We start from the raw sequence: 26,521 nt of genomic DNA, 5'->3' as shown, positions 1-26,521 counted from the left end.
CTCTCCTTCGGGACAGCCACTTATTATTGAATATAATCAAGCCACCATTTTTGAACTTCTTCTGAGAAATACGGAGTATTTTTTAATATTGCATCCGCTATAGTTGAATCCATCAAGGCAGTTTGAATCATTGCAATCGGAACTAGTGCGGCAATGTATAAAAGAATGAATATTAATAAATACATTTCTATTAAACCGAGGATGCCCCCTGCCCAAATATTAATTGCCTTAATGATCGGAAGACTGGCAACAATATCCAGTGCAGATCCAATGATCCCTAAAACAATTCGTACAGCAAAGAAGATAATGGCGAAGGCGATGACGCGGTAAAAAGCTGTATCAAAACTTACCCCGTCGAGCAACATTTTAATCGTATCATTACCGCCCAAATTCGGATACGGAATCCAAAGCTTAAGCAGCGGAGCAAGATCCTCATAATATTTGTACGCTATAATCAATGAAACTATAAATCCTATCATATGTATGAGTTGGAGGATAAAGCCTCTCCTTAATCCAATTAGAAAGCCAAAAACAAGAATAACCACTAAAATAAGGTCTAGCATAAAAAGTTCAGTCCTTTAAATGTTTAAATTCTTCTACTAATTTTTCATATTTTTCTTGTAGTTTAATATATTCATGAATGGTATTGACGGCTGTCAATACTGCAAGTGAGCCTGTATTAAGATTAGGATTTACTGAATTAATTTCACGCATTTTTTTATCAACAATAGCTGCCACTTGCTGCATATGCTCTGTCGTTTCAGTTCCGGAAATGGTATACTGTTGACCATAAATCATGACCATGGCCCGAATCTTTTCATTTTCCGTCAAACCATTAGCCCCCAATCGATTGAATCCTATTACATATCATAACATGAATGAAAATAGATGGGAATATATTGTCTAAATATGCCAGACTGGAAAATAGGAAGGATATTAAGATCGTGTGCAGTTATATAAAGCGTAAATTATGAAAGGAAGTGTTTTTTTGGCGAATATAGTTATTCAAGCGACAACAGCTACTATTAAAAGTATGGAATCATTTTACGAAAAAAATAAAACAAATAAAACTCCACCTGGAGCTATTTTTACAGCAAAAAAAAATGGCTGCACAATTACTGCCTATCGTTCTGGCAAAGTAATGTTTCAAGGAACTGGAAATGAAGAGGAAGCAAAACAATGGGGTCAGTCCAGCAAACAATTAACTAAGCCAGCTCAAACAAAAACTTCAGGGACACCTCTTCCGCCGAATATATCATCATTGTCTGCAATCGGCTCCGATGAGGTTGGAAAAGGCGATTATTTTGGACCCATGACTGTTGTTGCAGCATTTGTAAAAAATGATCAGATGTTACTCTTAAAGGAACTGGGAGTAAAAGACTCAAAGAATTTAACGGATTCACAGATCACAAAAATTGCCAAAGATTTACTTACTTTTCTTCCTTATAGCCTATTAACATTATCAAATGAAAAATATAATAAATTGCAGTCTTCTGGAATGACCCAAGGTAAAATTACTGCTCTTCTCCATAACCAGGCCTTAAATCATTTACTAAAAAAAATTGAACCCGAGAAGCCTGAGGCCATTCTTATTGATCAATTTGCAGAGGCACCAATATATTTCCGTCATCTCCAAGGTCAGAAAGAAATCTTAAGGGAGAATGTTTATTTTAGTACAAAAGCCGAAAGCATTCACCTATCAGTTGCCGCTGCTTCCATATTAGCACGTTATGCTTTTTTAAAAGCATTTGACGAATTAAGTAAAAAAGCTGGTTTCACATTAACAAAAGGAGCAGGTTCTAAAGTAGATCAAGATGCGGCAAGATTGATTAAGACAAAGGGAATATCTGCACTACATCAATTTGCAAAGAGTCATTTTGCGAACACAAGCAAAGCTAAGAAAATTGCTGGTTTGTATTAATTGAGTGGAAGAATCTCCAATTCCACTCATTTTTTTTATTTCGGAATACTTTCAGCCTGCATTTACACCATAATCCTAGCACATTAATCTATTTTTCATATCAAATGATATAAGCCCTCTCTTTAATAAGAAGGATTGAATATATTAAACAGAAATCTATTTTATTAAAGGAGATGGATAATTTGGGAGTTTCGTGCCACGATGAGTTGTGTAGAGCACTCAATCAATTTCGGGGGGAATTCGTTTCTATCCACACACAGTCCGGGGACGTTATTGAAGGTGAACTTCAAGAGGTTACATTCGATTGCTTAGTAAAAGTAATTGAATCTGTTTTAGTTTCACCTTTTGAAGAACGCAGACTGACTGTAATCCGTTGCAGAGATATAGAGTCTTTTTCAGTAAACTTACCAGAATAGGTAAATATATAGGAGAAAAATATATATGGTAAATTTATATTTTTTCTCCTTTTTTTTGTTTAAGGAAGGCGATAATTAATGGAAATCTTGCTAATAACCGCAAACGGATCAGGAATATATCCTTATATAGAAAACTCTATAGAAAATGCCTTTAGACAACTCAGTGTTAGGGTTAACAAAATTAACCAAACTTACAACCAGGAAACAGTGGAGTTCATAAACTCACTAAATCCTGATTTAGTAATGACACTAGTAGGATATAAAACAGATAAAAAATTGATTGAATATCTTCAATCAAAAGGATTCCTACTTGCCGTTTGGCTCACAGAAGATCCTTTTTACATGGATTATTCCCTTAAAATATTGAATGATTTTAATATTATATTCACTGTAGATTATGGTGCATATGTGTTTTATAAAAAAGAATATCCTATAAAAAAAGTTTTTCATCTGCCTTTAGGAACTGATCCTGCAATTTATCATCCTCTTAATGAAATCGACAATGCTTATGACTTATGTCTTGTTGGCTATCCCTACCCGGAAAGAGTTGAGTTAGTAGACTATATTCTAAAAAAAACACAATACACGATTATTCTAGCAGGACCTTTATGGAAGAGACATTTACAAACAAAACATTATAAAAAGCGGCTCAAAATCATTAATAAATGGATAAACCCTACGAAAGTAAATGAATTGTTTAACTTATCCAAAATAATTCTTAACCCTCATCGCTCTTATCATTTCAATAAAAATAAAAATAGTTTAGGCATAAAAAATATAAGCGTTAATAACCGGACATTTGATATTGCCGCATGCGGAGCATTTCAACTTATATCAAATCAAGCTGATATCCATTTACATTTCGCTTTACCAACAGAGATTATATCTTTTTCTAATAAAGAAAGTTGTGTTAATCTAGTCGATTATTATATGGCAGATGAAGAAAGAAGAAAAGAAATTAGTAAGAAAGCTTATTCTACAGTGTTAGAGAATCATACTTTCTTAAGGCGAAATCAAAATATTATAGATATTATAAGATATTGCAAATAGGCGGGGAGTGGAGTATGAATATAGATTCATTAGTTTTATGTATCATTATTTCCATTATGTTTTTTGTTTTAATTAAGGAATGGTTATTGCCAGAGTTAGCTGTTTTCCTCGCACTAGCTGCTATAATTCTACTCGGAATATTGGAGCCTGGCGAGGCATTGATTGGATTTTCGAATTCCGGGGTCCATACAGTTGCTCTGCTATTAATCATCGCTGCCACTGTATCGAAAACAGGAATATTAGGGGAAATTTTCGAAAAAATTTTAGGGAAAAATAAATCAATGCCACTCGTACTGTTTCGATTAATGCTTCCCGTCAGCTCATTATCGGCATTTATGAATAATACACCCATAGTGACAATGTTAATCCCAACTATTCAACATTGGGCGATTACTAATCATATAAGGCCTTCAAAATTATTGATTCCCCTATCTTATGCAACAATATTAGGTGGGACCATTACATTAATTGGTACATCGACAAACTTAATTGTGCAAGGTTTTTTAATAGAAAGAGGGATAGATGAATTTCACTTATTCGATTTCAGTATTTTTGGTATACCAATCGCTTTGGCGGGGATTTTGTACATGGTTGTCGTCGGCCACTATGCATTGCCTAATCGAAAGGATAATACGGAAAGTTTCACAGATGAAAAACGCAACTATTTATTTGAATTTATAGTAGATAAAACTTCTAAATTAGTCGGAAAAACAATAGAAGAAGCACAACTCCGGCACTTACAAGAAATATTCCTCGTACAAATTATTCGTAATGACAGAATGATCGTTCCCGCACCGAATGATTATATCATTCAGGCAGAAGACACACTTGTATTTTCTGGAAGTAGATATGCTTTCCAGCAAATCCTTCAAATTAATGGTCTTACACTCAGTAAAGATAGCAGCCCCACTTTAAATAATGGAACTCTTTATGAAGTCGTCATTTCCAATCGTTCTCCACTTCTATATAAAAAAATAAAAGAAAGTAACTTTCGTTCTAAATATAACGCAGCTATCGTCGCAGTTAAGCGAAAAAATAAACAAATCACTTCGGGAATCGGCAATATTATTCTGAAACGAGGAGATAGTTTAATATTATTAGCCAACCATGATTTTTCTAATTCGTGGGGAGATTCAGTAGACTTTCACCTTGTGTCTCCAATAAAGATGGTTAAAAGAAGTACAACTTTTGAAAAAGTTATGATCATTGGAATATTAACAGGTTTTATCTTAACGTCTATATTTCAATTATTATCGATCTTCCAGCTTTGTTTATTGGCTACCTCACTAATTCTGTTAACTAGAACACTTAGTATATCTGATGCAAAAAAAGCAATTAGCTGGGATGTAATCATATTGATGGGATGTTCAATAGGAATTGGTGAAGCTATTGAAAAAACAGGTTTAGCAATTAGCGTTGCTTCCTTTTTAACTAAACTACAGCCTCATTTAGGAATAGTAGGAATTATTATTGCTTTCTATTTCATTACAATGATAATGACTGAGGTTCTCAATAATTTAGCTACTGCGGCTTTTATGTTCCCTATTGGATTTTCGATTGCTCAACAGATTAATGTAGAACCCATCATGTTTGCTATGCTTACAGCAATTGCCGCATCTTGCAGCTTTCTTACTCCTATTGGATATCAAACGAATTTACTTGTATATGGGCCAGGAGGATATAAATTTACAGATTATATAAAAGTTGGACTCCCTCTTAGTTTTATATGTATGTCAATCACTATATTTATTGCCTGTTTAAAGTGGTTGTAGTATCGAAAAGGAGAGTAGATATGAAAAAAAAAGATGGTAATCGTAATATTAAATGGCATGATTCAACCATTAGTAAAGAGGATCGGCAGCTATTACACGGTCATAAAAGCATGATAATTTGGTTTACCGGTCTTTCCGGATCGGGAAAATCCACAATTGCTAATTCACTTCAGTATATCTTATATAAAAAAGGAATTAGTGTTTATTTACTGGATGGGGATAATCTTCGTTATGGTATTAATAAAAATCTAAGTTTTTCGGAAGAGGATCGAAGAGAAAATATAAGAAGAACGGCAGAAATCGGAAAACTATTTGTTGATGCAGGAATTGTTGTTATAGCTGCATTAATATCCCCTTACGAAAATGAAAGACAACATGCAAGGTCCTTATTCAATAAGACTGAGTTTGTGGAAGTATTCGTAAATTGTCCAATAGAGGTATGTAAAAAACGTGACCCAAAAGGACTCTATGAAAAAGTAAAAAGCGGGGAAATCAAAGGATTTACAGGAATTGATCAAACATATGAAGAACCCAAAAAACCCGATATCACTGTGTATACGGATAAACAATCTATTGAGGAGTGTACAAAAATGATCATTGACTATTTGATTGAAAAGCTTGAACAATAACTAATTAGAAAGGAAAAATCACATGATGTTAAGCAAACCACACGGTGGTAAATTGATAAATCAAATCGAGCTACAATGTGATATATCTGACATTCACAACGAAATTGAAATCGATTCAATGGCTTTGTCTGACTTAGAACTAATTGCCAATGGTGCCTTCAGTCCTTTAACAGGTTTTATGAAAAGGGAAGACTATGATTCAGTAGTTTCTAATATGCGTTTAGCAAACGGAATATTGTGGAGTATTCCCATTACTCTACCTATCACGAGAAATAAGGCTCATACATTAAACATTGGGGAAAGAGTAAAATTGTCATACGAAAACACCACTTATGGAGTAATGGAAATTCAAGATATATACAAACCAAACAAAAGCGAAGAAGCAAAAGAAGTATTTCAAACAACGGATCTTTCCCATCCTGGTGTTAAGAAGCTTTTTAACCGCCCGGATATTTATGTAGGAGGTCCCATTCATCTGATTAAAATTCCTCCAAAAACTAAAAACTTCATTCCTTACTTTAAAACTCCGGTAGAAACGAGAAAGGAATTTACAAAAAGAAATTGGCGTACAGTTGTAGGATTTCAAACAAGAAATCCTATTCATCGGGCACATGAATATATTCAAAAAACAGCGTTGGAAATAGTGGATGGATTGTTTCTTAATCCTTTAGTTGGTGAAACGAAAGCAGATGATATTCCTGCCAATATTCGCATGAAGAGTTATAAAGTATTAATAGAAAACTATTATCCAAGAGAAAATGTTTACTTATCGGTATTTCCAGCCACAATGAGATATGCTGGCCCGAGAGAAGCTATCTTCCACGCGCTCGTTAGAAAAAATTATGGCTGTACTCACTTCATTGTTGGAAGGGACCATGCAGGAGTTGGAGATTATTATGGCACATATGAAGCCCAACAAATATTTTCCAGATTTGCTCCAAATGAAATTGGGATTATAATTCTCCCTTTCGAGCATAGCTTTTATTGTAAAAAATGCGCGAATATGGCATCAACGAAAACCTGCCCACATTCTGCTAACGATCATTTAATTCTTTCCGGAACAAAAGTTAGAGAAATGTTGAGGAATGGAATAAAGCCTCCAAAGGAATTCAGTAGACCCGAAGTTGTTCAAATATTAATAGACGGACTAAAAACATAATAAAAAAGAGGTTGGGACATAACTAAAACAATCAAACCTAAAGACAAACAGTGATCTAACTTAGCGGAGGTAATATACGAAGACTCCTGTGGGAGGAAGGCATAGGTGAGACCCCGCAGCTCGGGACGAGCAAGGAGGCTCGCCAGCCGCCCACGGAAAGCGAAATATATTTCCGGAGCGGGTATATACACTAAACCACCTATTGTTCGGATTTATCTTTGTCGGAAATAGTTATGTCCTGGTCTTTTTCTCTATTTTCGCGTTAAAACCTAGTTGTTGGCAGTGTCTTTTCTTAAATTCACTGCCATTAACGCAAGGCCCATTTCGTTTTCAACCTTCGATTTCCCTCGAACGAAAAATCGGGTGAAACGCAAATTCGCCTTCAAGAATCCAAAAACTGGTTCTACGTCAATTTTTCGCTGACGATAGATGGAACCTGTTTTTTCATCTGAAAGCTTCGTTCTTACATATTCTTTTTGTTGTTCCCATTTTTCGTTTACCATTAGCTTTCTTACATGATGAACGAAATGGGCATCCTGAACAGTCTTCGCATTCGTAAACTTTAAATTCACGCTTGAAGCCAGCTTTATCTGTGTGGACAGAGTGATATTTAAATAGGAGACGTTGCTGATTCGGGCATGTATACACATCATTTTCTTCATCATACTGCCAGTTTGCTGAATTGAACTTGTTCTGTTTGTATTTCTTCTTTTGTTCTTTTATGTACATTCCATATGAAATTAAAGCTTCCCGTTTCCGGTTCGATAGAATGTCATCATAGTTCTGTTAGCAGTTCCTCATAAAGTTGCTTTGATTTCTCTACGGATTTCTTCTAAGCGAATGTAAATTTATTCGCATTCGCTTCAATCTTTGTGCCATCAATAAAAGTCGCTTCTTGATCAATCATATTTTCTTGCACAAGCTGACAGCGGACTTGGACGAAACATTGGCGAATTAAATCTTTCACTTCTGATTGAACACGGAATCGATTGATTGTGCGATAGATAGGATCATACCCTTGAGACAGCCACATCATTCGGATACTGTCTTTCAATAGGGCTTCAATTTTACGCCCTGATAAGACAGATTGCGTGTAGCCGCATAAGATAATTTTAAGCATCATGCGTGGATGATAAGTAGGACACCCTTCATTTCGAAGAATTGGTTCGAACGCTTCAAGAGGAATGCTTTCAGCCAAATGATGGATATGGAAGGCGATATCATTATTTTGTAGTTTCACTTCTAAATATAAAGGCAAAACTAATGGGTTCATGTTATAATTTTTAAACATAAGGACCCTTCTTTCCGATAAGATTTTGTGTGGTAACTTTATTTTATCAGAAGTGGTCCTTATTTTTATTCAAAATATAATCAAAGCCGGTAAATTTTTACTCGTCGTAAAATTTCACCGGCTTTATCATTTCATAGGAGGGTTTTGTCCCAGCCTCTTTCATTCTTTATGATAGTTGACTCAATTTTTCTTCAAATAATTTTATCGCATAATCATACAACTCAATATCTAAATTGACATTTTTTTCGATTCTCTGAATAATTTCCGGAGACAACTCTTCTTTCTTTGGTCGGTTAGGTGTAACATTAATGTTCTTGTAATTAAGATTTTTCATATTGCAAACTCTTTCCAGTATCGATAATGATTCTTCAAAACGCTCACTAATACCAACAACGGAAAAGTGATTTTTCAAATGATCTTTTGCCATGTTTAAATCAAGAGTGCCCCCAGCAGCAAATCGGGTTTGCCAATTAATGGTTTGTGGTTCTTTCTCGAGAAAATATTCAATACCTTTATTATAATATTTTTCATACATCGGAGTACCTTTTTCTCTTAATACAAAGTAATATAATGAAATCACCCTATCAACAGGATCTCTAAGCATAGTGATATAGCTATATGGTCCATTTAAGAATTGATGCAAACCAAAATAATTATGGCCTATAATAAATTTTAATTTGTTTCTTTCATTTTCTGGAAGAGTTTTAAATATGTTGACCTGTTCATTTGTGTATGTTCTAATTAGTTGGTCTTTAGGATAATTTTTTTCAATTATCGTTCTTAATGTTCTCCCTGCTGTTTTGGGAATATGCATAAAGATAATTTGTTCATTTTCCAAACTGTCCTCACCCTTGTTCATCGTTTTTTTCTCTCATTTATTGATTTGAGGTTCGTGAGGAACCTTTTTAAAACCTAATTGATTTTGTAACAAGGTATTCCTCTAATAAATCAGTTGATCTTTTATAATTAAATTGTTTAATTGTTTCAATTCCATTTTTGGCAATTTGCATACGATAAACATCGTCTTTTGCTAGGCGTATGATATGTTCTGCCAACTTCTTTGGATTCTTAATTGGTGAGAGTAATGCAGTATGATTATGCTTTGCAAAATCTTCTACTCCACCATTTTTAGTAGAAATTAATGCACATCCACAAGCCATTGCTTCACTCGATGGTAATCCCCATCCTTCAATCCAGCTTGGACATAAATACATGGAAGAGCCATTATAAATCTCCTCAACAAGTTGTTTTTGAGTTGGATTACGTATATATTGAATACCTTTAGGAATTGCTCTATTTCTCTTTGGTACGCCAAAGCACACTACTTCCAATTCGGGTATTTCTTTTTTCGCTAATAAAATTGCCTTTAGGCCATCCATCGCTCCTTTAATTTCATTATTTGAAAATAACATCGCTATTTTATTTGGCCGTTTTCCAATTGGTGTCGTAATTCGAAATTTCTCGTGATCTATCGCATTAGGAATATACTTTAAGTCTGTTGCTCCCATCTTTTCACCAATCTTATGGAGCCATCTAGATACGACAATTTTGTTCATAGGATAATGCCATGTTTGATTGACTAATTTCTCAGGTCCATCCCAAATTTCATAGCTTTGAATCAGATAAAACTTTGCTCCTTTTGCTGGTGAATATTGATTAACATAATCTGCAGTATACCAAGCAGTCGCTATAATTGAATCAGCATCAGGGATATTCTCTTCACCTAAATATGGAACATATTCCATCTTTACTCTCGCATCAATCTTTTGCCAATGTACTGGGGGTGGAGGGGGCAGTGTTGACCCAGCCTTCATATTATTTCCATATGCAGAATGAACAAGATAAGCAGGGTGGATGGCAGTCACTTCATGACCTCGTGCTACCAATTCATTCGCATATTCATAAACAATCCTTAACCCTCCTATTGGTTTATTTGGATAACATGGAAGGATAAATGTTATTTTCATAAGAAAACCACCTTTATTATTTCGAACACTGCATATTCCATTGAATACAAATTAGAGCTAATCAAAGCATTTTGCTGCATTAATAACCTTTTTTCTGAATCATCAATTACACTTTTAATGGCGTTAAAGCACTCAGGATATGATCGGGTATCTACAAGCAATCCGTTTCTTTCATGTTTAATAAAATCCTTACCTACACCATTTTTCGGAAGAACGGGCAGTGCACCTTTAGACATGGCCTCTAAAGCGTTTAATCCAATAGGTTGATATTTTGATAAATCAATCCAAATGTCTATTTTTTTTGTTGGAAATTTATTTTCCTGCAATATAAACCAATTTATTTTTGATGGATATGATTTTGATATATTTGTTATTACTTTTTGCTGGATGGAGATGTTGTCATTTGAAGAGATAACGGCTATGTTTAGTTCAGGGGTGATTGTATTAACTGGAATCTTTTGCTGTTTAGCAGAGATAGCCACGCTAGAAGAAATGAGTGAACAAGATTTTCCGACATACGTTTTAAATAATGTTTGATTAATCTTACTTTTTGTAAAGAATACTCCATCAAAGTTTTGATAAGTTTTAAGAGCCTCCTTGTATTCAGGTGATCCTTTAGAGTAATATAAAGGTTCAAATTTTAATATATAACATGTGATATTTAATTGATCTTGAATATGATCGCTTAACCATTTTAAAGCATCTACTGATGTTGCAATGATCTTATCTGATTTTGTTAACACATTTTGATTTGCTCTATTCATTATTTGCAAAGTAAAATGATTCTTTTTACAGTATTTTTCGAGTTCTTTTTGGTTTTCTTTGAGTGTGAGGATAGTGACATCTAATCCCATTTTTTTCATCATATCTGCTTCTTGGATAATGTTTTTTATTGTTTCATCGAGGTCACTCTCCGAAACGATAAAAGTTATTTTTTTACCTTTCCATCTATTTTGGACCTTTTGATAAATTATTTTTTGATCAATTACTAACTTAAACCAATTTCTTATATGCGATAGATAATTGTTATGCAAACATTTTTGTACACTTTCTTGTAAATAGTCCTCCCCATATTTTTTTATTAGTTGATTCCTGGCATTTTTGGTTAGATTTTGTCTTCTTGCATTCGAGTAACTGCGAGATTGTTTATGATAAACATATACATCATCTGCTACTGCAAGTTGCCAGCCACGGTCTTTTGCACGACTACAGTAATCGTCTTCCTCGCCATACCCTTTTCCAAAGTTATCTTCATCAAAATAGCCAATATCATTTATAACCGAGCGTTTGATTAACAAACAAAACCCATTAATAAAAGGAAGTCTAGGATAATATTTAAAGGACTTTTCATAGATTATATGTCCCATTTCAGCTAATGTGAGTCCTTCAGGCAGCCTATTTTCAGCCCAATCCCCGTTTTCACTTAATGCAGGAATCGACTGCCATGATGCAGTATTTGATAATGGTCCGACAATACCTATTTGACTGTCCGATTCGGCACATATCATCATTCTTTCTAACCAATGTGAAGTAACCTCTGTATCGCTATTTAATAATACGACATAATTGCTTGTTGATTTCCGTAATCCCTGATTTGCAGCAAATGTATATCCTTTTGCTTTTATATTTGTTATTAAAGTTACTTTTTTATTTTCTGAAAACCTTTCTAAATACTTCGTTGTTTCTTCGCTGCTGCCATCATTAACGAGGATTAAGGAATAGGGAATATTCGTATTTATTAATACTGATTGTAAACAATCTTTTACTTCTTCAAGAGCATTATGAATACATATAATAATGTCTACTTTACACGCTTCGTAATTTGATACTCCTTCCACAAGTCAATTATCCACCTTTCATTTTTTATCGATTTTCTGTTGTCCAATTAAAACCAATCGATGGATCATTCCAAGGAATTCGCTTCTCATCTGGACTGCTGGAATTATACGATTTAGTTGTAAAATAAATAATCGTAACTGGTTTTTCACCTAAGACTCGATAACCGTGGGCAACTCCTTTAGGAATGACTAATACAATCGGATTTTCTTCCCCCATATAATAAACATCTGTCTGATCTTTTGTTTTTGAATCAGTTCTTAAATCATACAAAACTACTTGAGCGTTGCCAGATGGAAAAAACCAAACATCCTCTTGATGTTCGTGATAGTGAAATGCTTTAATGACCCCTGGATAACTCATAGACATGGACGCTTGACCAAAATGTTCAAGGAGATTTTCATCATCCCTGACCAGCTCCATAAAAAAACCTCGATCATCACAATATTTAACTAATTTTTTTATCTTCACTCCTTCAATCATTCGCGGACTCCTTTCTTAAAAATGCAATTAAAGCATCCTCCCATTTCCTTGGAGGGGTAATATTAAGACTCTTAATTTTATCATTTGCCAATACTGAATAATTCGGTCTTTTCGCTAAGGCACCGTATTCATCTGTTGAGCAGGGTATCACTAAATTTTGATTTTTTCCCATTTCTTTGTAAATACTTTGTGCAAATTGAAACCAACTGCACTCTCCAGAATTAGTTACATGATATATCCCATCTGGTTTATCTAATAAAGCTTTTATAACTTCCACTAAATCTACAGTATACGTTGGACTTCCAATTTGATCATAAACTACCTTTACCATTTTCTCTTCTTTAGCCAATTGAGACATTGTTTTTACAAAGTTTTTTCCTTCATGTCCATAAAGCCATGAAGTACGGATTATTGTACAATCTGGCTTTATAATTTGTACCATTAGCTCTCCAGCATACTTGCTTAATCCATAAATGGATAACGGATCAGTTGAATCACTTTCAATAAAGGGAGCTCCCTTTTTCCCATTAAAAACATAATCCGTGCTTATATAAAACATTCTAGCTCCCACTTCTTTAGCGGAAAGCGCAACGTGTGCCGCTCCTAATGCATTAACAAGCAGTGCATTTTTAATATTACTCTCACAATCATCTACAGCTGTATAAGCTGCTGCATGGATAATAATATCTGGCTTCTCTTTTTGTATACATAGCATGACATCTTGTAAGTTAGTAATATCTAGTGAACTTTTGCCGTAGCCCTTTACTACATGGTTCCTCTGGAATTGATTTACTACTTCTCTGCCTAACTGTCCATTTGCTCCTGTAACAAGAAATTTCATCTAATCACCTTGTTTCATTTTTATACCATTTAATTGTTTCTTTAATCCCTTCTTCGAATGATGTCATTGGTTTCCATCCTATTTTTGAATGGATATAATCGTAATTCATTGCATAACGCCGATCGTGCCCTTTTCTATCAGGAACATAACGAATTAATTCTTCTGATTTTCCTAATAAAGTTAAAATATATGAAATTACTTCTTTATTCGTTTTTTCAGCAGTTCCTCCTATATTAAATATTTCACCCGAACTGCCATGTTCTAGGACTAAATGTATCGCCCTGCAATGATCTTCTACATATAACCAATCTCTAATATTTTTTCCGTCACCATATAAAGTAATTTCTTTATTTTGAAGTGCTTGAGTAATCACCTTAGGAATAAGCTTCTCAGGATGCTGATGCGGTCCATAATTATTACTACAACGTGTAATGATAACAGGTATTTGGTAAGTCTTAAAATAGGAGCGAACGAGTAAATCAGCGGAAGCCTTACTTGCTGAGTATGGGTTGTTCGGAGCAATATGGGAGTTCTCTGTAAATGGTGAATCAAATTCATTTAATGAGCCGTAAACCTCATCTGTTGAAATTTGGATCATCTTCTCTGCTTTTTCATTTAATACATAGTTTAATAGGTTTAATGTCCCTTTAATATTTGTATGAATAAACGGATCTGGATTTATAATACTTCTATCAACATGTGTTTCGGCAGCAAAGTTAATAATGGCCATATATTTAGTATCAAAGACAGTCTCAAGTTCATTTTCATTTGCAATATCAACATGAAAGAATCGATATCTATTACTAGCATTCAATTTTTCCATATTATGTGAACTTGCTGCATACGTTAATTTGTCTACATTCGTAATATGATAATCCGTGTTCTTAAGCAAATAATTAATAAAATTTGATCCAATAAAACCTGCTCCGCCAGTGACTAAAAGTTCTTTATTCACAATCATTCACCTCTACTTTGTTTCTTTATCAAAGAAATGTTTATTTGCCTCAAATAAAGATTTATGTGTACCAGCGTCTTGCCACCACCCTTTCAAAATATTGTATTTCAGCTCATTCCTACAAATATAAAGATTATTTAGATCTGTAATTTCTAATTCTCCTCGACTGGATGGCTGCAATGTTTCAATTAAATCAAAAACATTTTTATCATAAAAATATATTCCAGTGACACAAAATGTCGAAACAGGATTTTTCGGTTTTTCGGTAATAGAAATAATAGAATGATTCGATTCATTAAGCATTGCAATACCATATCTTTCAGGGTCCTTCACATCTTTTAGTAAAACTTTCGCCCCTTTTTTTTCGCCTTTATATTCCTCTACATATGGTTTTAAATCATCATCGAACAAATTATCCCCTAATAAAACGATAAATTTATCGTCTATAAAATCTTTAGCACATTTTATTGCATTAGCAATCCCACCGCCACTTTCCTTTTGAACTGCAAAAGATAGTCTAGCTTGTAAATCCTTACCATTACCAAAAACTGTTTTAAACTCATTAACATCCTCTTCATTTGTGATAATTAGAATATCCTCTATCCCCGCTCTTACCAACGATATTATTGGCCAATAGATCATAGGATGGGAGCCTACTGGTAGCAAATGCTTATTGATAATCTTTGTAAATGGCTCTAATCTTGTTCCTTTACCACCGGCAAGTATTACTCCTTTCATAAGCACATTCCTTTCATAAAAACGATGTCTTATATAAATATGTCGAGTTTTCCGTAAAGGAAGGGCTTAAAATCTATCTTTTGAAAATATTCATTTATCCCTGTATAACAACCATTTGCATATATATGAATGAAAAAAATGCCCTGTTATTGGGCATCATTCGATTTCATTTCTACTTTTATAAAGCGATCATCATTTTCTGTAGGCTTTCCCCTACCATCTGTATTATTTGTAATAAAATACAAGAATTCATTTTCTATGAAAACATCTCGGATACGTCCGTATCCTTCAGTTAATAGACTTGTTTTCTTTAGGTTAAGATCATAGACTCTAACGCCCTCACCTCTTAATGAAGAAATAAATATTTTTCCATAATGATAAGAAATTCCGCTCGGTGCCCACGTATGTTCACTTGTATGAAAAATTGGCGATTTCATTCCCGCTTTCTGTTCATCACCTTGTATATCAGGCCATCCGTAATTTTCTCCCTTAGTTATCATATTGATTTCATCATGAGCATTTTGACCATGCTCGGTTGCGTACAACTGCCCATTTTCAGACCAAGTGAGTCCTTGTGGATTGCGATGGCCATATGAGTAAATAGGAGAGCCTTTAAATGGATTATCTTCAGGAAGCGAACCATCAAACTCTAACCTTAATATTTTTCCCGATAAACTTTTAGTATCTTGTGCAGCTTCAGGAACAGCAGCATCTCCCACGGTTATGTATAGTTTCTGATCAAGGCCAATTTTGATTCTGCCTCCATTATGAATTTGTGCACCTGGTATTTTTTCTAGCAGAACGTCTTTTTCCTTCCATGCTCTACTTTCTTTTACTATTCGAATGACACGGTTCCATACTTTTCCATCCTCTTCATATGTATGGTAAGCAAAAGCTTCTAAATCTGTGTTAGGAATGAGCTCAATGCCTAAAAAACCTCCTTCTCCACCAGTAAAAAGAGGTTTTCGTAAATTGATAGGCAATCGTTGTGTTTTTCCCGTTTGTTCATGAATAGATGTAATTGTTCCATGTCTCTCACTAATATAAAAAGTATCATCCATTTTCGTGATGGACCATGGTACTTTCAATTTTTCCGCAAGCTGTAATCCTTTTTGATTTCCCACTACAGGCTGTTCCTTTTCTTTAGGCGACAAATCGATGCTGTCCTCATTTTCAGAACATCCTGCCAAAAATAAAAGCATGAAAAAAGTCCACAAACTAAGACAAGAAAGACACTTCCGAAAGGATCTCATGATTTTCACTCACTTCCTCTAGTTTAAGTAAAATCTTATCTAAATCCTTATCATATAAATCAAGCTGGTAAAGATCCCATAAATACTTGTATAACTCCTCGATCGAGTTCATTTGTGTTTTAGTTAAAATGATATCGCCACTCGAAGCAGTTTTTAACTCTTGGAATGATAAAAGAACCTGATCTAAAATAATTTCTGTTTTTGTTTCTTGGTCCTTCCAATAATCAAATGTAATCGCCATCGTTTTTAATTCTATATAGCTTGAATATACACGTTCAATTCCACCAAGAAGATGATCAAGCTGAGCTTCGGAAATTGTGTTGTTCTCCCTAATATCATTAATTGGAACTTTTTTATATAGATCTTGTACGCCCATCCGAATTCCATTTATGTAACTTGTGACCCTTTCAGGGCGAAATTCTACAGATGTAGATTTTTGATAGATCGTCATTATTCCTATCGCGAGAATAAAACCGATTAAGTATAATAATAAGCGTTTTTTCTTCATGTTTTCCGTCCTCTAGTAGTTATTTTACTAATAATTGTATAGAATTTACGCTTCAATGTTAAGTGCAATGCAAAAACGCGAGCATGTGGCTCGCGTTTTTCATTTTTTCTAGCTTCAGGCGATTTCGTTTTTATTTGGCTTGCTCAATCGCCTATCGACAAGCGAACTTCCTGTCCTTCTCCCTACGATAAGTCAACATCGACTTGTTCTGTCTAGCTGCAGACGCAAGCCCATCAAGGTCATAAACTAGCGGCAATAAAGTCAAAGCGCAGACTTTTTTGCCTCAGAGCTTTGCTTGTCGAGGCTGATCGGGCGCCTTCCGCTTTTTCAACCTCGTCGTGTTTCCTTAATCTCAGTCGAAGGCTATGAAGTTCATACGTCGATGAACAGGCGCCTCCGCTTTTCTATTTAACCTCTTAATTCGGCACTGGCTTTTTCCTTTAGTTCAGCAAGCACTTTGTTATGTGCCTTTACAACTTCTTCATCCGTTAAGGTTCTTTCAGGATCAGAATAGGTTAAGGAGAATGCGATTGATTTTTTGCCTTTTTCCATATGTTCTCCTTCATATAAGTCAAACACATGGACAGATGTTAATAGCTTTCTACCAGCTTCCTTAATAATCGACGCTAGTGTACCGGAACTTACTTCCTTATCCACAACTAAAGCGATATCCCTAGTAATGGAAGGGAAGCGCGGAATTGGAACGTAAGCAAGCGGTGGCAGTTCATAATTAAATAATGGACCGGCCTTAATTTCAAAAACGTACGTGTTTTTTAAGTCTAGTGATTTTTGTACGTTAGGATGGACTTGACCAACAAAGCCAATCACATCACCAGATAATACTATTTCAGCTGTTCTTCCTGGATGCATACCATCTAACTCTGCTCTTTGCCATTCTATATTTGCTGAAACTCCTAGTTTGGTAAATAAACCTTCCAAAATCCCTTTTGCTACGTAGAAATCTACTGGTTTTTTTTCTCCTTGCCATTCATTTTCCACCCAAAGACCAGTGATGGCACCGGCAATATGTTCACGTTCATCAGGTTGAACATCCCCGCCATTACTTAAAAAGACTGATCCAATTTCATACAAGGCAATAGAATCATGTTGACGAGCTAGGTTATAAGAGACAGATTCTAAAAGCTGTGGAATAATGCTTAGTCTTAGCTTGCTCCGTTCCTCACTCATTGGCATTGCGAGCTTTACAGGTTCACGTTTTTCAATCGCAAAACTTGTTGCTTTTTCCTCGCTCGTCAATGAATACGTAATAGCTTGGTATAATCCAGCCCCTTCAAGAAATCCTTTCGCTGCTCTCCTTCTTTCTTGCACCATACTTAATCCACCCGGTAAGGAAGCACCTTTTGGCAAAGTTTTAGGAATATGATCATATCCGTAAAGACGAGCTACTTCTTCTATTAAATCTTCTTCAATCGTGATATCTCCACGCCGTGTCGGAACAGTAACGATAAAAGTATCATTTTCAACCATAACTTCGAACTTTAGACGATTAAAAATTTCTGTGACGCCTTCTTTACCCATATCTGTTCCAAGTACACGATTTATTTTTTCTAATGAAATCGAAACGACTGCTGGCTCGATTCGTAAATGATTAGCTTCAATCATTCCTTCGAGCACTTCACCATCTGCCAGCTCCGCAATAAGCTGAGCTGCTCTTTCAGCCGCCGGGCGAACCCTTTCTGGATCTACACCTTTTTCATAGCGGCTGCTCGCTTCACTACGTAATCCGTGTTGCTTTGATGTATTTCGAATCGACTGACCAGTAAAATAGGCGGATTCAAGTAGAATCGTTGTCGTATCATTGCCAACCTCAGAGTTTGCTCCCCCCATAACCCCAGCAAGAGCAACAGGTTCTGTACCGTTTGTAATAACAAGCTGTTCAGAAGTTAAAATTCGTTCTGCACCATCAAGAGTGACGACTTTTTCCCCTTCGTTTGCCAGACGTACAACCACTTCTTTTGAACCAAACCGGTCATAGTCAAATGCGTGGAGCGGCTGTCCGTATTCAAGTAAAATATAGTTCGTAACATCGACTACATTATTATGCGGTCTAATTCCAGCTGACATGAGTCGTGTTTCCAACCATAAAGGGGAAGGGCCAATTTTAACATTTTTAATTATTTTTGCTGTGTATAATGGATTTTCTTCTTTCGCATCAATGCTAACTGATATATAGTCTTCTGCTTTTTCGCTTGATGCTTTAGTCGTGATTTCAGGTAATTTAACTTCTTGGTTTAAAATAGCGGCCGTTTCATAAGCTACTCCTATCATACTAAGGGCATCTGCACGATTTGGAGTTAAATCAAGCTCCAATATTTCATCATCCAAATTTAAAAGCTGTAAAGCATCCGAACCTACTTCCGTGTTCTCAGGAAATACATAAATGCCTTCAGCAAACTCTTTTGCCACTAGCTTTCCTTCAATACCCAGCTCCTGAAGCGAACAAATCATTCCATTCGATTCTTCACCACGAAGCTTTGCTTTTTTAATTTTAAAGTTGCCTGGCAGGATCGCCCCTACCTTTGCAACAGCAACCTTTTGTCCTTTAGCCACATTTGGTGCGCCGCAAATGATTTGAACGGGTGCATCGTCGCCAATATCAACAAGACATTTATTTAGTTTATCTGCCTCTGGATGTTTTTCACATTCAAGGACGTGGCCAACAACTACTTCCTTCAACCCAGCACTTAATTGTTCTACTCCATCTACTTCTATACCGCTTCTTGTAATTTTTTCTGCTAACTCACGCGCTGTTACATTGCCAAGATCAACATAATCTTGCAGCCATTTATATGAAACAAGCATATATTTTCCCTCCCACTCTTATTCCTGCACCGCAAATTGTTGTAAAAACCGAATGTCATTCGTATAGAAATGGCGAATATCATCTACACCATATTTCAACATCGCAATTCGTTCTGGGCCCATACCGAATGCAAATCCAGTATATTTTTTTGAATCAAAGCCTGCCATTTCAAGAACGTTTGGATGTACCATACCTGCTCCGAGTATTTCAATCCAACCGGTTTGCTTACATACACGGCAGCCATCTCCCCCACATATTTTACAAGAAATGTCCATTTCAACAGACGGTTCAGTGAATGGGAAGAAACTTGGGCGCAAACGAATTTCGCGGTCATCGCCGAACATTCTTTTTGCAAATACTTCAAGTGTTCCTTTTAAATCTCCCATCGTAATATTTTCATCAACTACTAACCCTTCGATTTGAGTAAATTGATGTGAATGTGTCGCATCATCATTATCACGACGATACACCTTTCCAGGGCAAATAATTTTTACTGGACCTGTGCCTTCATGCTTTTTCATCGTGCGCGCCTGAACAGGTGATGTATGAGTGCGCAGCAAAATCTCTTCTGTAATATAAAAAGAATCTTGCATATCTCTTGCAGGATGGCCCTTTGGTAAATTTAAGGCCTCAAAATTATAATAATCTTTTTCTACTTCAGGACCTTCCGCCACTTTATAGCCCATACCAATGAAAAGATCTTCTATTTCTTCAATAATCTTTGTAAGGGGATGACGGCTGCCAGTTTTAACAGGTCTTCCAGGAAGAGTTATATCAATTGTTTCTGCTTCCAACTGCTTACGAACTGCTGCTGCTTCTAAATCTTGTTGTTTCTTCTCAATTTCAGTTGTTATCTTTTCTCTTACAACATTGACGAGAGCACCCATTTTTGGACGTTCTTCTGCGGATAATTTTCCCATTCCCCGTAAAACTTCTGTAATTGGACCCTTTTTTCCTAAGTAGGCAACCCGAACTTCATTCAATGCTTTTAAATCATGGGAGTCATTAATTTTTGCCAATGCTTCTGATTCTAATTGTTTTAGCTTTTCTTCCACTAAAATTTCCTCCTTCGGTTTTTTTAATACAAAAGCTCTTTCCTCCAGCATTGTGCTAATTAATATAAATTCAACAATGCGAACTCGTATCTGGTCTCAAAATGAATCATTCAACTGAGAAAAGAGCTGGCACCTTCTTAAGAAGCGTAAAGCTTTTACACAAACAACAAATAAAAGGAAAACAGAAAATACAAAAAAGCCCCAATCCCAAAAAGGGACGAGGCTTTGGTCGCGGTACCACCCTTATAAACATTTTACTGTTCACTTCATTGTCATAACGGCATTTGCCGGGGTATCTTTACGTATTAAACGGTCCCGATACCGACTCAGGAGGCGAACTTCACCTAGATTCCGCTGAAAATGCTCACAGTCAAGGCATCTTCTTCCTGATAGCTTTCTCTTAGTTACTTTTCTCCATCACAGTCATTATCATTATTTAGATATACACAACATTATAGAGGTTATAAACAGCAATTTCAAATCTATTTTTGCAAATGATATAAAAGAATGCCGGCAGCAACGGCCACATTCAGAGACTCACTGTTCCCATAGATTGGAATATAAAGATTTTGATCGGTATTTTCTAATATAGTAGGATCCACCCCCGCACCTTCATTTCCAACGATTAAAGCGAAGGAATCAGTTGGCGGAACTTCCTTATAGGTTACCGCACCTTCCAATGCTGTTCCATAGACAGGAATTAATGAAGCTTTAAAAGTTTCTATCCATGTATGCAAATTACCTGTAATAATAGGCAAATGAAAGTGGCTGCCTTGCGCAGATCTAATGACCTTAGGATTATATATATCCCCAGATCCTTCTCCCATTATGACAACATCAATTCCTGCTGCATCTGCTGTACGAATCATCGTCCCAATATTGCCAGGATCTTGAACCCCGTCAAGCAACAAAAATCTTTTATGTTTTGTCAAATCGATGATAGATTCTTTTTTGCAGCAAACTGCAAATACTCCTTGTGGTGTTTTCGTTGCTGAAATAATTTTACTAATATCAGCTGTAATCGTTGTTACAGAGGGGATTCCTTTTAACAACCATGAGTCGGGAGCTTGGACGTTTTCTTGGAGAATCAGTTCCAACACATCATTTGTTTTCAATGCCTCATCAATTAGATGCTCACCTTCTATGATGTATTTCCCTGTCAGATCTCTATCCTTTTTTGATAAAAGTTTTTTCCATTCTTTTACACGTGAATTTTTTGCCGATTGAATATATTCCATCCAGTCATGTCCTTTCCGTTCATTCTTTATTCTATTATACATATTCCTCGGAATTTGCGAAAAACTAAGATGAACATACATAGAAAGGAGTTTGATGTCCATGGATTTAAATTTACGAAATGCCATTATTCACAATGTTTCCGGCAATGACCAATCACAATTGAGGGACACGATTGTAGATGCAATCCAACGCGGTGAAGAAAAAATGCTTCCTGGTTTAGGAGTACTGTTCGAAGTTATTTGGCAAAACGCGGATGACCAAGAAAAGAACATGATGCTGGAAACTTTAGAACAGGGCTTAAAATAAAAAGCAGCGCATGATTTTTCATGCGCTCTTTTTTTGGTTTAATATTCAAATAGTATTTATCTTTCAGCTATTGATTTTTTAAGGATATTAAATATTTCATTACTTTTTCAGAATCAGTAAAAAGTAGATATTCCAACTTTTTGGCGACTACTTCACTGATTTCCTCAAATAATGAACACATATTGAAAAGACTGTTCCATATGACTTCGTAATCTGCATTTGCATATGTTGAAATATATTTCTCCCACATATTTTTATCAACATATCGTTCAAGCCATTTTCCATCTTTCCCAGTGTTAACGGTAAACGAGTGTTCACTTCCAATATACCAATCGAGCATGAGCACAAGCATATTACGGACTGGACCTTCCATCATTGCTTTAGCATAAGGAAGCTCCATACGTTTTAAACCTTTTGAAACATATGTCGCCACCCACCAAAACTCGTTTTGGCAATCCAAAAACTCTTGTGAAGTCGGTTTTTTAGTAATGTAGTCGGATTCATCAGGCCTAGGTAATATTGGCAAAAGTTGATCTTTATCCAATAGCACAACGCTTAGACTATCAAATTTTGATTGATTATTAATCTCTTCTATCGGGAGTAATGTTAAATCAATTCGATTTCCATCTACAAATTGCATTAAATAACTAAATCCCGGCCAATTTGAGGGAAAAAGCTCCATGCCATCCGGCATCTGCATAATGATTCTGTCTCCGAATACATTTACCCAGTTGTGATCAGCCAAAAAGGAATCATATTCTCTCACGTAAAAAACGATATCATAATCTTGATAACGATCTTTTTTAACATTTGGATTTACTCTTGAGCCATTCATCATAGCTGCTCTAATTCGCTCATCAGTTTTAACAATCGAAAGAATGAGCGACATCATTTCTTTTTCTGTTCGCATACGCGTCCCTCCATTTTAAAATTCTTCATATTTTGCTTTTAACCGAGGAGGGGCACGTGCTTGGTTTATTCGTTATAACTTGTTAAATTGTTTTTTCATCATTTCCTCCTTATTCAAATGTAATTTTATCTACAGTTTTGCGATCCAAACGCTTTATAACCTCCGTAATAAGTTTAACCGCATTTTCAAAGTCATCACGATGAAGAATTCCTGCATGAGTATGAATATAGCGAGTGGCAATCGTAATGGCTAATGACGGTGCTCCCTCATTAGCCAAATGAATGGAACCTGCATCCGTTCCACCACCTGGAATGGCATCAAATTGATAAGGGATTCCGAGCTCATCCGCCGTCTTTGTTACAAGCTCACGCAGTCCTTTATGAGACACCATAGAGGCATCATATAATATAATTTGCGGACCGTCTCCCATCTTACCCATCGCTTCTTTTTCACTCACTCCCGGAGTATCTCCAGCAATACCTACATCAACCGCAATAGAAATGTCAGGCTGTACTTTATTTCCAGCCGTCTTCGCACCTCTAAGACCGACTTCTTCTTGTACTGTTGCTACTCCGTAAACGACATTTGGATGGTTTTCATCTTTTAAATTTTTCAAAACATCGATGGCAATTGCACATCCGATCCGATTATCCCACGCTTTTGCAAGCAGATGTTTTTCATTATTCATTACCGTAAATTCAAAATATGGAACAGCCATGTCTCCGGGACGAACTCCCCATTCCAATGCTTCTTCACGGCTTGAAGCGCCGATATCAATAAACATATCCTTAATCTCAACTGGTTTTTTACGTGCCTCTGGAGATAAAATATGAGGAGGTTTTGAACCGATCACTCCCGTTATATCCCCTTTTGTTGTAACAATTGTCACCCTTTGTGCGAGCATTACTTGAGACCACCAGCCACCAACTGTTTGGAAACGTAAAAATCCGTTCTTATCAATTTGAGTGATCATAAAGCCGACTTCATCTAAATGACCTGCTATCATTATTTTAGGGCCATTTGCATCACCGGCCTTTTTAGCAATAATACTCCCTAGACCATCAGTTTCGATTTCATCCGCATATGGCGCGATATATTTTTTCATTACTTCCCGGGGTTCATACTCATTTCCTGGAATCCCCTTTGCATCCGTTAATTCCTTTAACATTGTTAATGTTTCATCTAATTTTTCCATTTTGCAACCTCCATATTATTAAAATTATTAATACCCCTCTTGCTGTCTTTTGTAGTTCACTTCATTTTTTGCTTTATACGCATTATGAACATCATCAATCGAAAAACCTAAAGACTGTCCTAATATAAAATATTGACGCAATAATTCTTCATAGCTGTCAAATGTTCTTTTTTCCCTTAGATTATCGACGAGGGAATATATTTTTAGAAAGCTTCTGACTAAATCTTCATTCCCTTCCGATGAAACAATTGAAAATGGCTCATTGGAAAATCCGAGCTCCAGTCCAATTGAAAGTATAAAATGAACACCGTCAACAAATTCTTCTAATATGACATGACTTTCTGAAGCAGGTTTTTTACTCCAAAATTTGAAGCATCTTGTTTCATTCGCGAGTTCACCGATTTCAACGAGCAGAGCTAATAATTTCTCTTCCAATAACTGATTATTTTCTAGGCCGTGTTCGTTCTCTATGTATTTATCTAACTGAGCTTGCATGGTAAACATTTCTTCTAACGTCATAATTTAATCCCTCCAAAAAAATTATAGCAGAAATTGAAACCTTTTCACTCTTTAAACGTATACGTGTTTAAGATTACTGGATTGGAGGCCTCTTCATGATTTACGTGCTGAGACTCGTGATTTTTGCATTTATTATTTATCTCATTTATAAAACTGTCAAGTTTATAATCGATCCGAAGAGAAAACTTGAAAGTGCCCATGAACAAAAAAAGTATTTTTTCTATGATAATCCTGAAAATATTAGAAAAAACTTCCTGGTCACGTATAATGGTGTCATGTTTGAGGGCGAAAAATATTTAGGAACGACAGATCGCTCTTTTGAAGTTGTATCGATTTTCATATGGCCACATAATGCCGATCTGTTAAAAGGCCTGTCCTATGAGGATTTTGTCTATATTGAAAATGAGGTTAAACTGAGATATCCAGATAGCGAAATAGACTGGAAAAGTCCAATTAAGGAATTGTTAGCGAAAAAGAAATCCTAATGAAAACCCCTGTTTAGCAGGGGTTTTTGCCTTGTTTAGGATGATTAAAAAAGTCCTCCCAGGAAACTGTAGCGATTTTTTCACGGAGAATGTAAAAGAGGAGAAAAAGTGAACATATAATGATCACCGCTATCGTCGGGGTAAAATGGGTGATGAATTCACCAAAGACTGTATAAAAAAAAGCAAGCGGTAAATTTGTTGCAAATGCACCTTTCATAAAACCTTTAAAATCAGGTCTTCTCTCTAGCAAACATAAATTGAGTAGATGATAATGAAAAAAAGGAATGAGTCTTAACACCGCAATTTGCCCTACCGTCATTTTTGTGTAGCGTCCAAACCATTTATATTTAATCATCATTAATTTTGCATGCGTTCCAGGCATTTTTCTTATACAAAAATAAAATAAAGCGGATAGAAGGAGTAATCCTGCCATGGAATACACGGTTCCTAGGAAACTTCCGAATAAAATTCCCCCTGCCATACAAAGGATGACAACAGGAATAAACAAAAATTGCCTGAGAACGTGAAAAAAGATAAACATGAAAGGTGCGAGAATTCCGGTCCCCTCCATAAATGCAAGCATGATCAATAACTGTTCCTCCACCATGATCACCTGCTTTCTTACCACTATTTTATTTTCGCTGCTCGTCTGTTATGACACGATGCTAAATAAGTAAACATAAATCAATATATCTATGATGGCTAAAATCGGAAAGCCGTATTTAAACTGAAAATGCTTAGTTTTATGACGATACGCCTTCATGCCAACAAACGCCCCTGGTGCTCCCCCAATAAGAGCTACAATCCATAGACTTTTTTCACTAATTCTCCTTTGTTTATGTATTGCACGGTTCTTATCACTTTTCATTATTTGTACTCCAAAAACATTAATAATAATGAAATACCAAATTAATAAAAATCTCATATCTTCACACCCTTTTATAATATGGTCTCAGCCATTGATTCTTAAAGAAGCCTTAGTTCGAATTTACATTAGATTTAAGGCAATATCTAGTCCATATCGGTATTTAATCATGATTGAGATAAGAATTCTGGCTGGAGTAAGTGTTTCTCAGAATTTTTATTGTCGGGTGGAGAGTATGAAGATTCTTGAAATCTCGGATATATCACACTTTTTGACGTAGATACGGAACTTTGGACAGAAAACA

Annotated in this window: 27 protein-coding genes, 1 pseudogene and 1 other annotated feature; of the genes and pseudogenes, 8 read left to right on the top strand and 20 right to left on the bottom strand. The window is 35.7% G+C overall.

The features are described from left to right. Positions 1-23: 23 nt before the first annotated feature. A complete protein-coding gene (locus KHA96_RS01140; protein WP_213127464.1) occupies positions 24-563 on the bottom strand; it encodes a CvpA family protein in 540 nt (179 codons plus the stop codon). Between the two features lie 7 nt (positions 564-570). After that, positions 571-831: a cell division protein ZapA gene (gene zapA, locus KHA96_RS01135; RefSeq protein ID WP_213127463.1), complete on the bottom strand. Its 261-nt coding sequence runs from the start codon at positions 829-831 to the stop codon at positions 571-573. 157 nt (positions 832-988) lie between these two features. Between zapA and rnhC the strand changes: the two genes are divergently transcribed. The 6 genes from rnhC (at position 989) to sat (ending at position 6,947) form a co-directional block, all read left to right on the top strand. Next, complete coding sequence (gene rnhC, locus KHA96_RS01130) at positions 989-1,921, top strand: ribonuclease HIII (protein WP_213127462.1); 933 nt, start codon at positions 989-991, stop codon at positions 1,919-1,921. Between the two features lie 182 nt (positions 1,922-2,103). Then, positions 2,104-2,337, top strand: coding sequence for a hypothetical protein (locus KHA96_RS01125; RefSeq protein WP_213127461.1), 234 nt, complete (start codon positions 2,104-2,106; stop codon positions 2,335-2,337). Between the two features lie 78 nt (positions 2,338-2,415). Further along, complete coding sequence (locus KHA96_RS01120) at positions 2,416-3,387, top strand: CgeB family protein (RefSeq protein ID WP_213127460.1); 972 nt, start codon at positions 2,416-2,418, stop codon at positions 3,385-3,387. A gap of 14 nt (positions 3,388-3,401) precedes the next feature. Then, on the top strand, positions 3,402-5,159 hold the full coding sequence (locus tag KHA96_RS01115) for an SLC13 family permease (RefSeq protein ID WP_213127459.1): 1,758 nt from the start codon (positions 3,402-3,404) through the stop codon (positions 5,157-5,159). 20 nt (positions 5,160-5,179) lie between these two features. Further along, positions 5,180-5,788 carry an adenylyl-sulfate kinase gene (cysC, locus tag KHA96_RS01110; RefSeq protein WP_213127458.1) on the top strand — a complete coding sequence of 203 codons (609 nt, stop codon included), beginning with the start codon at positions 5,180-5,182 and terminating at the stop codon, positions 5,786-5,788. Between the two features lie 22 nt (positions 5,789-5,810). Next, positions 5,811-6,947 carry a sulfate adenylyltransferase gene (sat, locus tag KHA96_RS01105; RefSeq protein ID WP_213127457.1) on the top strand — a complete coding sequence of 379 codons (1,137 nt, stop codon included), beginning with the start codon at positions 5,811-5,813 and terminating at the stop codon, positions 6,945-6,947. 272 nt (positions 6,948-7,219) lie between these two features. On the opposite strand, the pseudogene KHA96_RS01100 reads toward sat, so the two are convergent. The 13 genes and pseudogenes from KHA96_RS01100 to KHA96_RS01040 form a co-directional block, all read right to left on the bottom strand. After that, a pseudogene (locus KHA96_RS01100) lies at positions 7,220-8,238 on the bottom strand (transposase); the annotation flags it as partial. Positions 8,239-8,404: 166 nt separating this feature from the next. After that, entirely contained in the window at positions 8,405-9,076 is a 672-nt protein-coding gene (locus KHA96_RS01095; RefSeq protein WP_213127456.1) for a sulfotransferase family 2 domain-containing protein, read from the bottom strand. A 67-nt stretch (positions 9,077-9,143) separates the two neighbouring features. Further along, complete coding sequence (locus KHA96_RS01090) at positions 9,144-10,205, bottom strand: glycosyltransferase family 4 protein (RefSeq protein ID WP_213127455.1); 1,062 nt, start codon at positions 10,203-10,205, stop codon at positions 9,144-9,146. Beyond that, complete coding sequence (locus tag KHA96_RS23320; RefSeq protein ID WP_213127454.1) at positions 10,202-12,043, bottom strand: glycosyltransferase; 1,842 nt, start codon at positions 12,041-12,043, stop codon at positions 10,202-10,204. The genes KHA96_RS01090 and KHA96_RS23320 overlap by 4 nt, the downstream gene beginning before the upstream one ends. Before the next feature lie 25 nt (positions 12,044-12,068). Further along, complete coding sequence (locus tag KHA96_RS01080) at positions 12,069-12,524, bottom strand: dTDP-4-dehydrorhamnose 3,5-epimerase family protein (protein WP_213127453.1); 456 nt, start codon at positions 12,522-12,524, stop codon at positions 12,069-12,071. Beyond that, positions 12,517-13,365 (bottom strand): dTDP-4-dehydrorhamnose reductase, encoded by an 849-nt coding sequence (rfbD, locus tag KHA96_RS01075; protein ID WP_213127452.1) that lies wholly within the window; start codon positions 13,363-13,365, stop codon positions 12,517-12,519. The genes KHA96_RS01080 and rfbD overlap by 8 nt, the downstream gene beginning before the upstream one ends. Before the next feature lie 4 nt (positions 13,366-13,369). Continuing rightward, the gene (gene rfbB, locus KHA96_RS01070) at positions 13,370-14,320 is read right to left on the bottom strand and encodes a dTDP-glucose 4,6-dehydratase (protein ID WP_213127451.1); all 951 of its coding nucleotides are present in this window, start codon (positions 14,318-14,320) and stop codon (positions 13,370-13,372) included. A 12-nt stretch (positions 14,321-14,332) separates the two neighbouring features. Then, the gene (locus KHA96_RS01065) at positions 14,333-15,058 is read right to left on the bottom strand and encodes a sugar phosphate nucleotidyltransferase (protein WP_213127450.1); all 726 of its coding nucleotides are present in this window, start codon (positions 15,056-15,058) and stop codon (positions 14,333-14,335) included. Positions 15,059-15,204: 146 nt separating this feature from the next. Beyond that, complete coding sequence (locus KHA96_RS01060) at positions 15,205-16,260, bottom strand: PQQ-dependent sugar dehydrogenase (RefSeq protein WP_249315197.1); 1,056 nt, start codon at positions 16,258-16,260, stop codon at positions 15,205-15,207. Between the two features lie 16 nt (positions 16,261-16,276). Then, entirely contained in the window at positions 16,277-16,819 is a 543-nt protein-coding gene (locus tag KHA96_RS01055) for a hypothetical protein (protein WP_213127448.1), read from the bottom strand. 408 nt (positions 16,820-17,227) lie between these two features. Further along, positions 17,228-19,642 (bottom strand): phenylalanine--tRNA ligase subunit beta, encoded by a 2,415-nt coding sequence (gene pheT / locus KHA96_RS01050; protein ID WP_213127447.1) that lies wholly within the window; start codon positions 19,640-19,642, stop codon positions 17,228-17,230. An 18-nt stretch (positions 19,643-19,660) separates the two neighbouring features. Continuing rightward, the gene (gene pheS / locus KHA96_RS01045) at positions 19,661-20,698 is read right to left on the bottom strand and encodes a phenylalanine--tRNA ligase subunit alpha (protein ID WP_213127446.1); all 1,038 of its coding nucleotides are present in this window, start codon (positions 20,696-20,698) and stop codon (positions 19,661-19,663) included. A 210-nt stretch (positions 20,699-20,908) separates the two neighbouring features. Further along, positions 20,909-21,128 (bottom strand) — a binding site (T-box leader). A gap of 52 nt (positions 21,129-21,180) precedes the next feature. Continuing rightward, positions 21,181-21,936, bottom strand: a complete 756-nt coding sequence (locus KHA96_RS01040; protein WP_213128639.1) for a TrmH family RNA methyltransferase — start codon at positions 21,934-21,936, stop codon at positions 21,181-21,183. A 100-nt stretch (positions 21,937-22,036) separates the two neighbouring features. On the opposite strand from KHA96_RS01040, the gene sspI reads away from it, so the two are divergent. After that, entirely contained in the window at positions 22,037-22,243 is a 207-nt protein-coding gene (sspI, locus tag KHA96_RS01035; protein WP_213127445.1) for a small acid-soluble spore protein SspI, read from the top strand. Between the two features lie 67 nt (positions 22,244-22,310). Here the strand turns inward: sspI and KHA96_RS01030 are convergent, their stop codons facing one another. The 3 genes from KHA96_RS01030 to KHA96_RS01020 form a co-directional block, all read right to left on the bottom strand. Further along, a complete protein-coding gene (locus tag KHA96_RS01030) occupies positions 22,311-23,153 on the bottom strand; it encodes an aminoglycoside 6-adenylyltransferase (RefSeq protein WP_213127444.1) in 843 nt (280 codons plus the stop codon). A 109-nt stretch (positions 23,154-23,262) separates the two neighbouring features. Then, positions 23,263-24,348, bottom strand: coding sequence for a M42 family metallopeptidase (locus tag KHA96_RS01025; RefSeq protein WP_213127443.1), 1,086 nt, complete (start codon positions 24,346-24,348; stop codon positions 23,263-23,265). A 27-nt stretch (positions 24,349-24,375) separates the two neighbouring features. Beyond that, positions 24,376-24,867: a dUTP diphosphatase gene (locus KHA96_RS01020; protein WP_213127442.1), complete on the bottom strand. Its 492-nt coding sequence runs from the start codon at positions 24,865-24,867 to the stop codon at positions 24,376-24,378. A 95-nt stretch (positions 24,868-24,962) separates the two neighbouring features. On the opposite strand from KHA96_RS01020, the gene KHA96_RS01015 reads away from it, so the two are divergent. Then, a complete protein-coding gene (locus KHA96_RS01015; protein WP_213127441.1) occupies positions 24,963-25,352 on the top strand; it encodes a sigma-w pathway protein ysdB in 390 nt (129 codons plus the stop codon). A gap of 13 nt (positions 25,353-25,365) precedes the next feature. Here the strand turns inward: KHA96_RS01015 and KHA96_RS01010 are convergent, their stop codons facing one another. Continuing rightward, entirely contained in the window at positions 25,366-25,959 is a 594-nt protein-coding gene (locus tag KHA96_RS01010) for a TVP38/TMEM64 family protein (protein ID WP_249315193.1), read from the bottom strand. A 45-nt stretch (positions 25,960-26,004) separates the two neighbouring features. After that, positions 26,005-26,277: a DUF1294 domain-containing protein gene (locus tag KHA96_RS01005; protein ID WP_213127440.1), complete on the bottom strand. Its 273-nt coding sequence runs from the start codon at positions 26,275-26,277 to the stop codon at positions 26,005-26,007. Positions 26,278-26,521: the final 244 nt, after the last annotated feature.

It is taken from the genome of Bacillus sp. FJAT-49711, assembly GCF_018343715.1.
GTDB lineage: Bacteria > Bacillota > Bacilli > Bacillales > Bacillaceae_C > Lederbergia.
The sequence above is the reverse complement of the archived record's forward strand: the minus strand, read 5'-3'. Positions and strand labels throughout refer to the sequence as shown.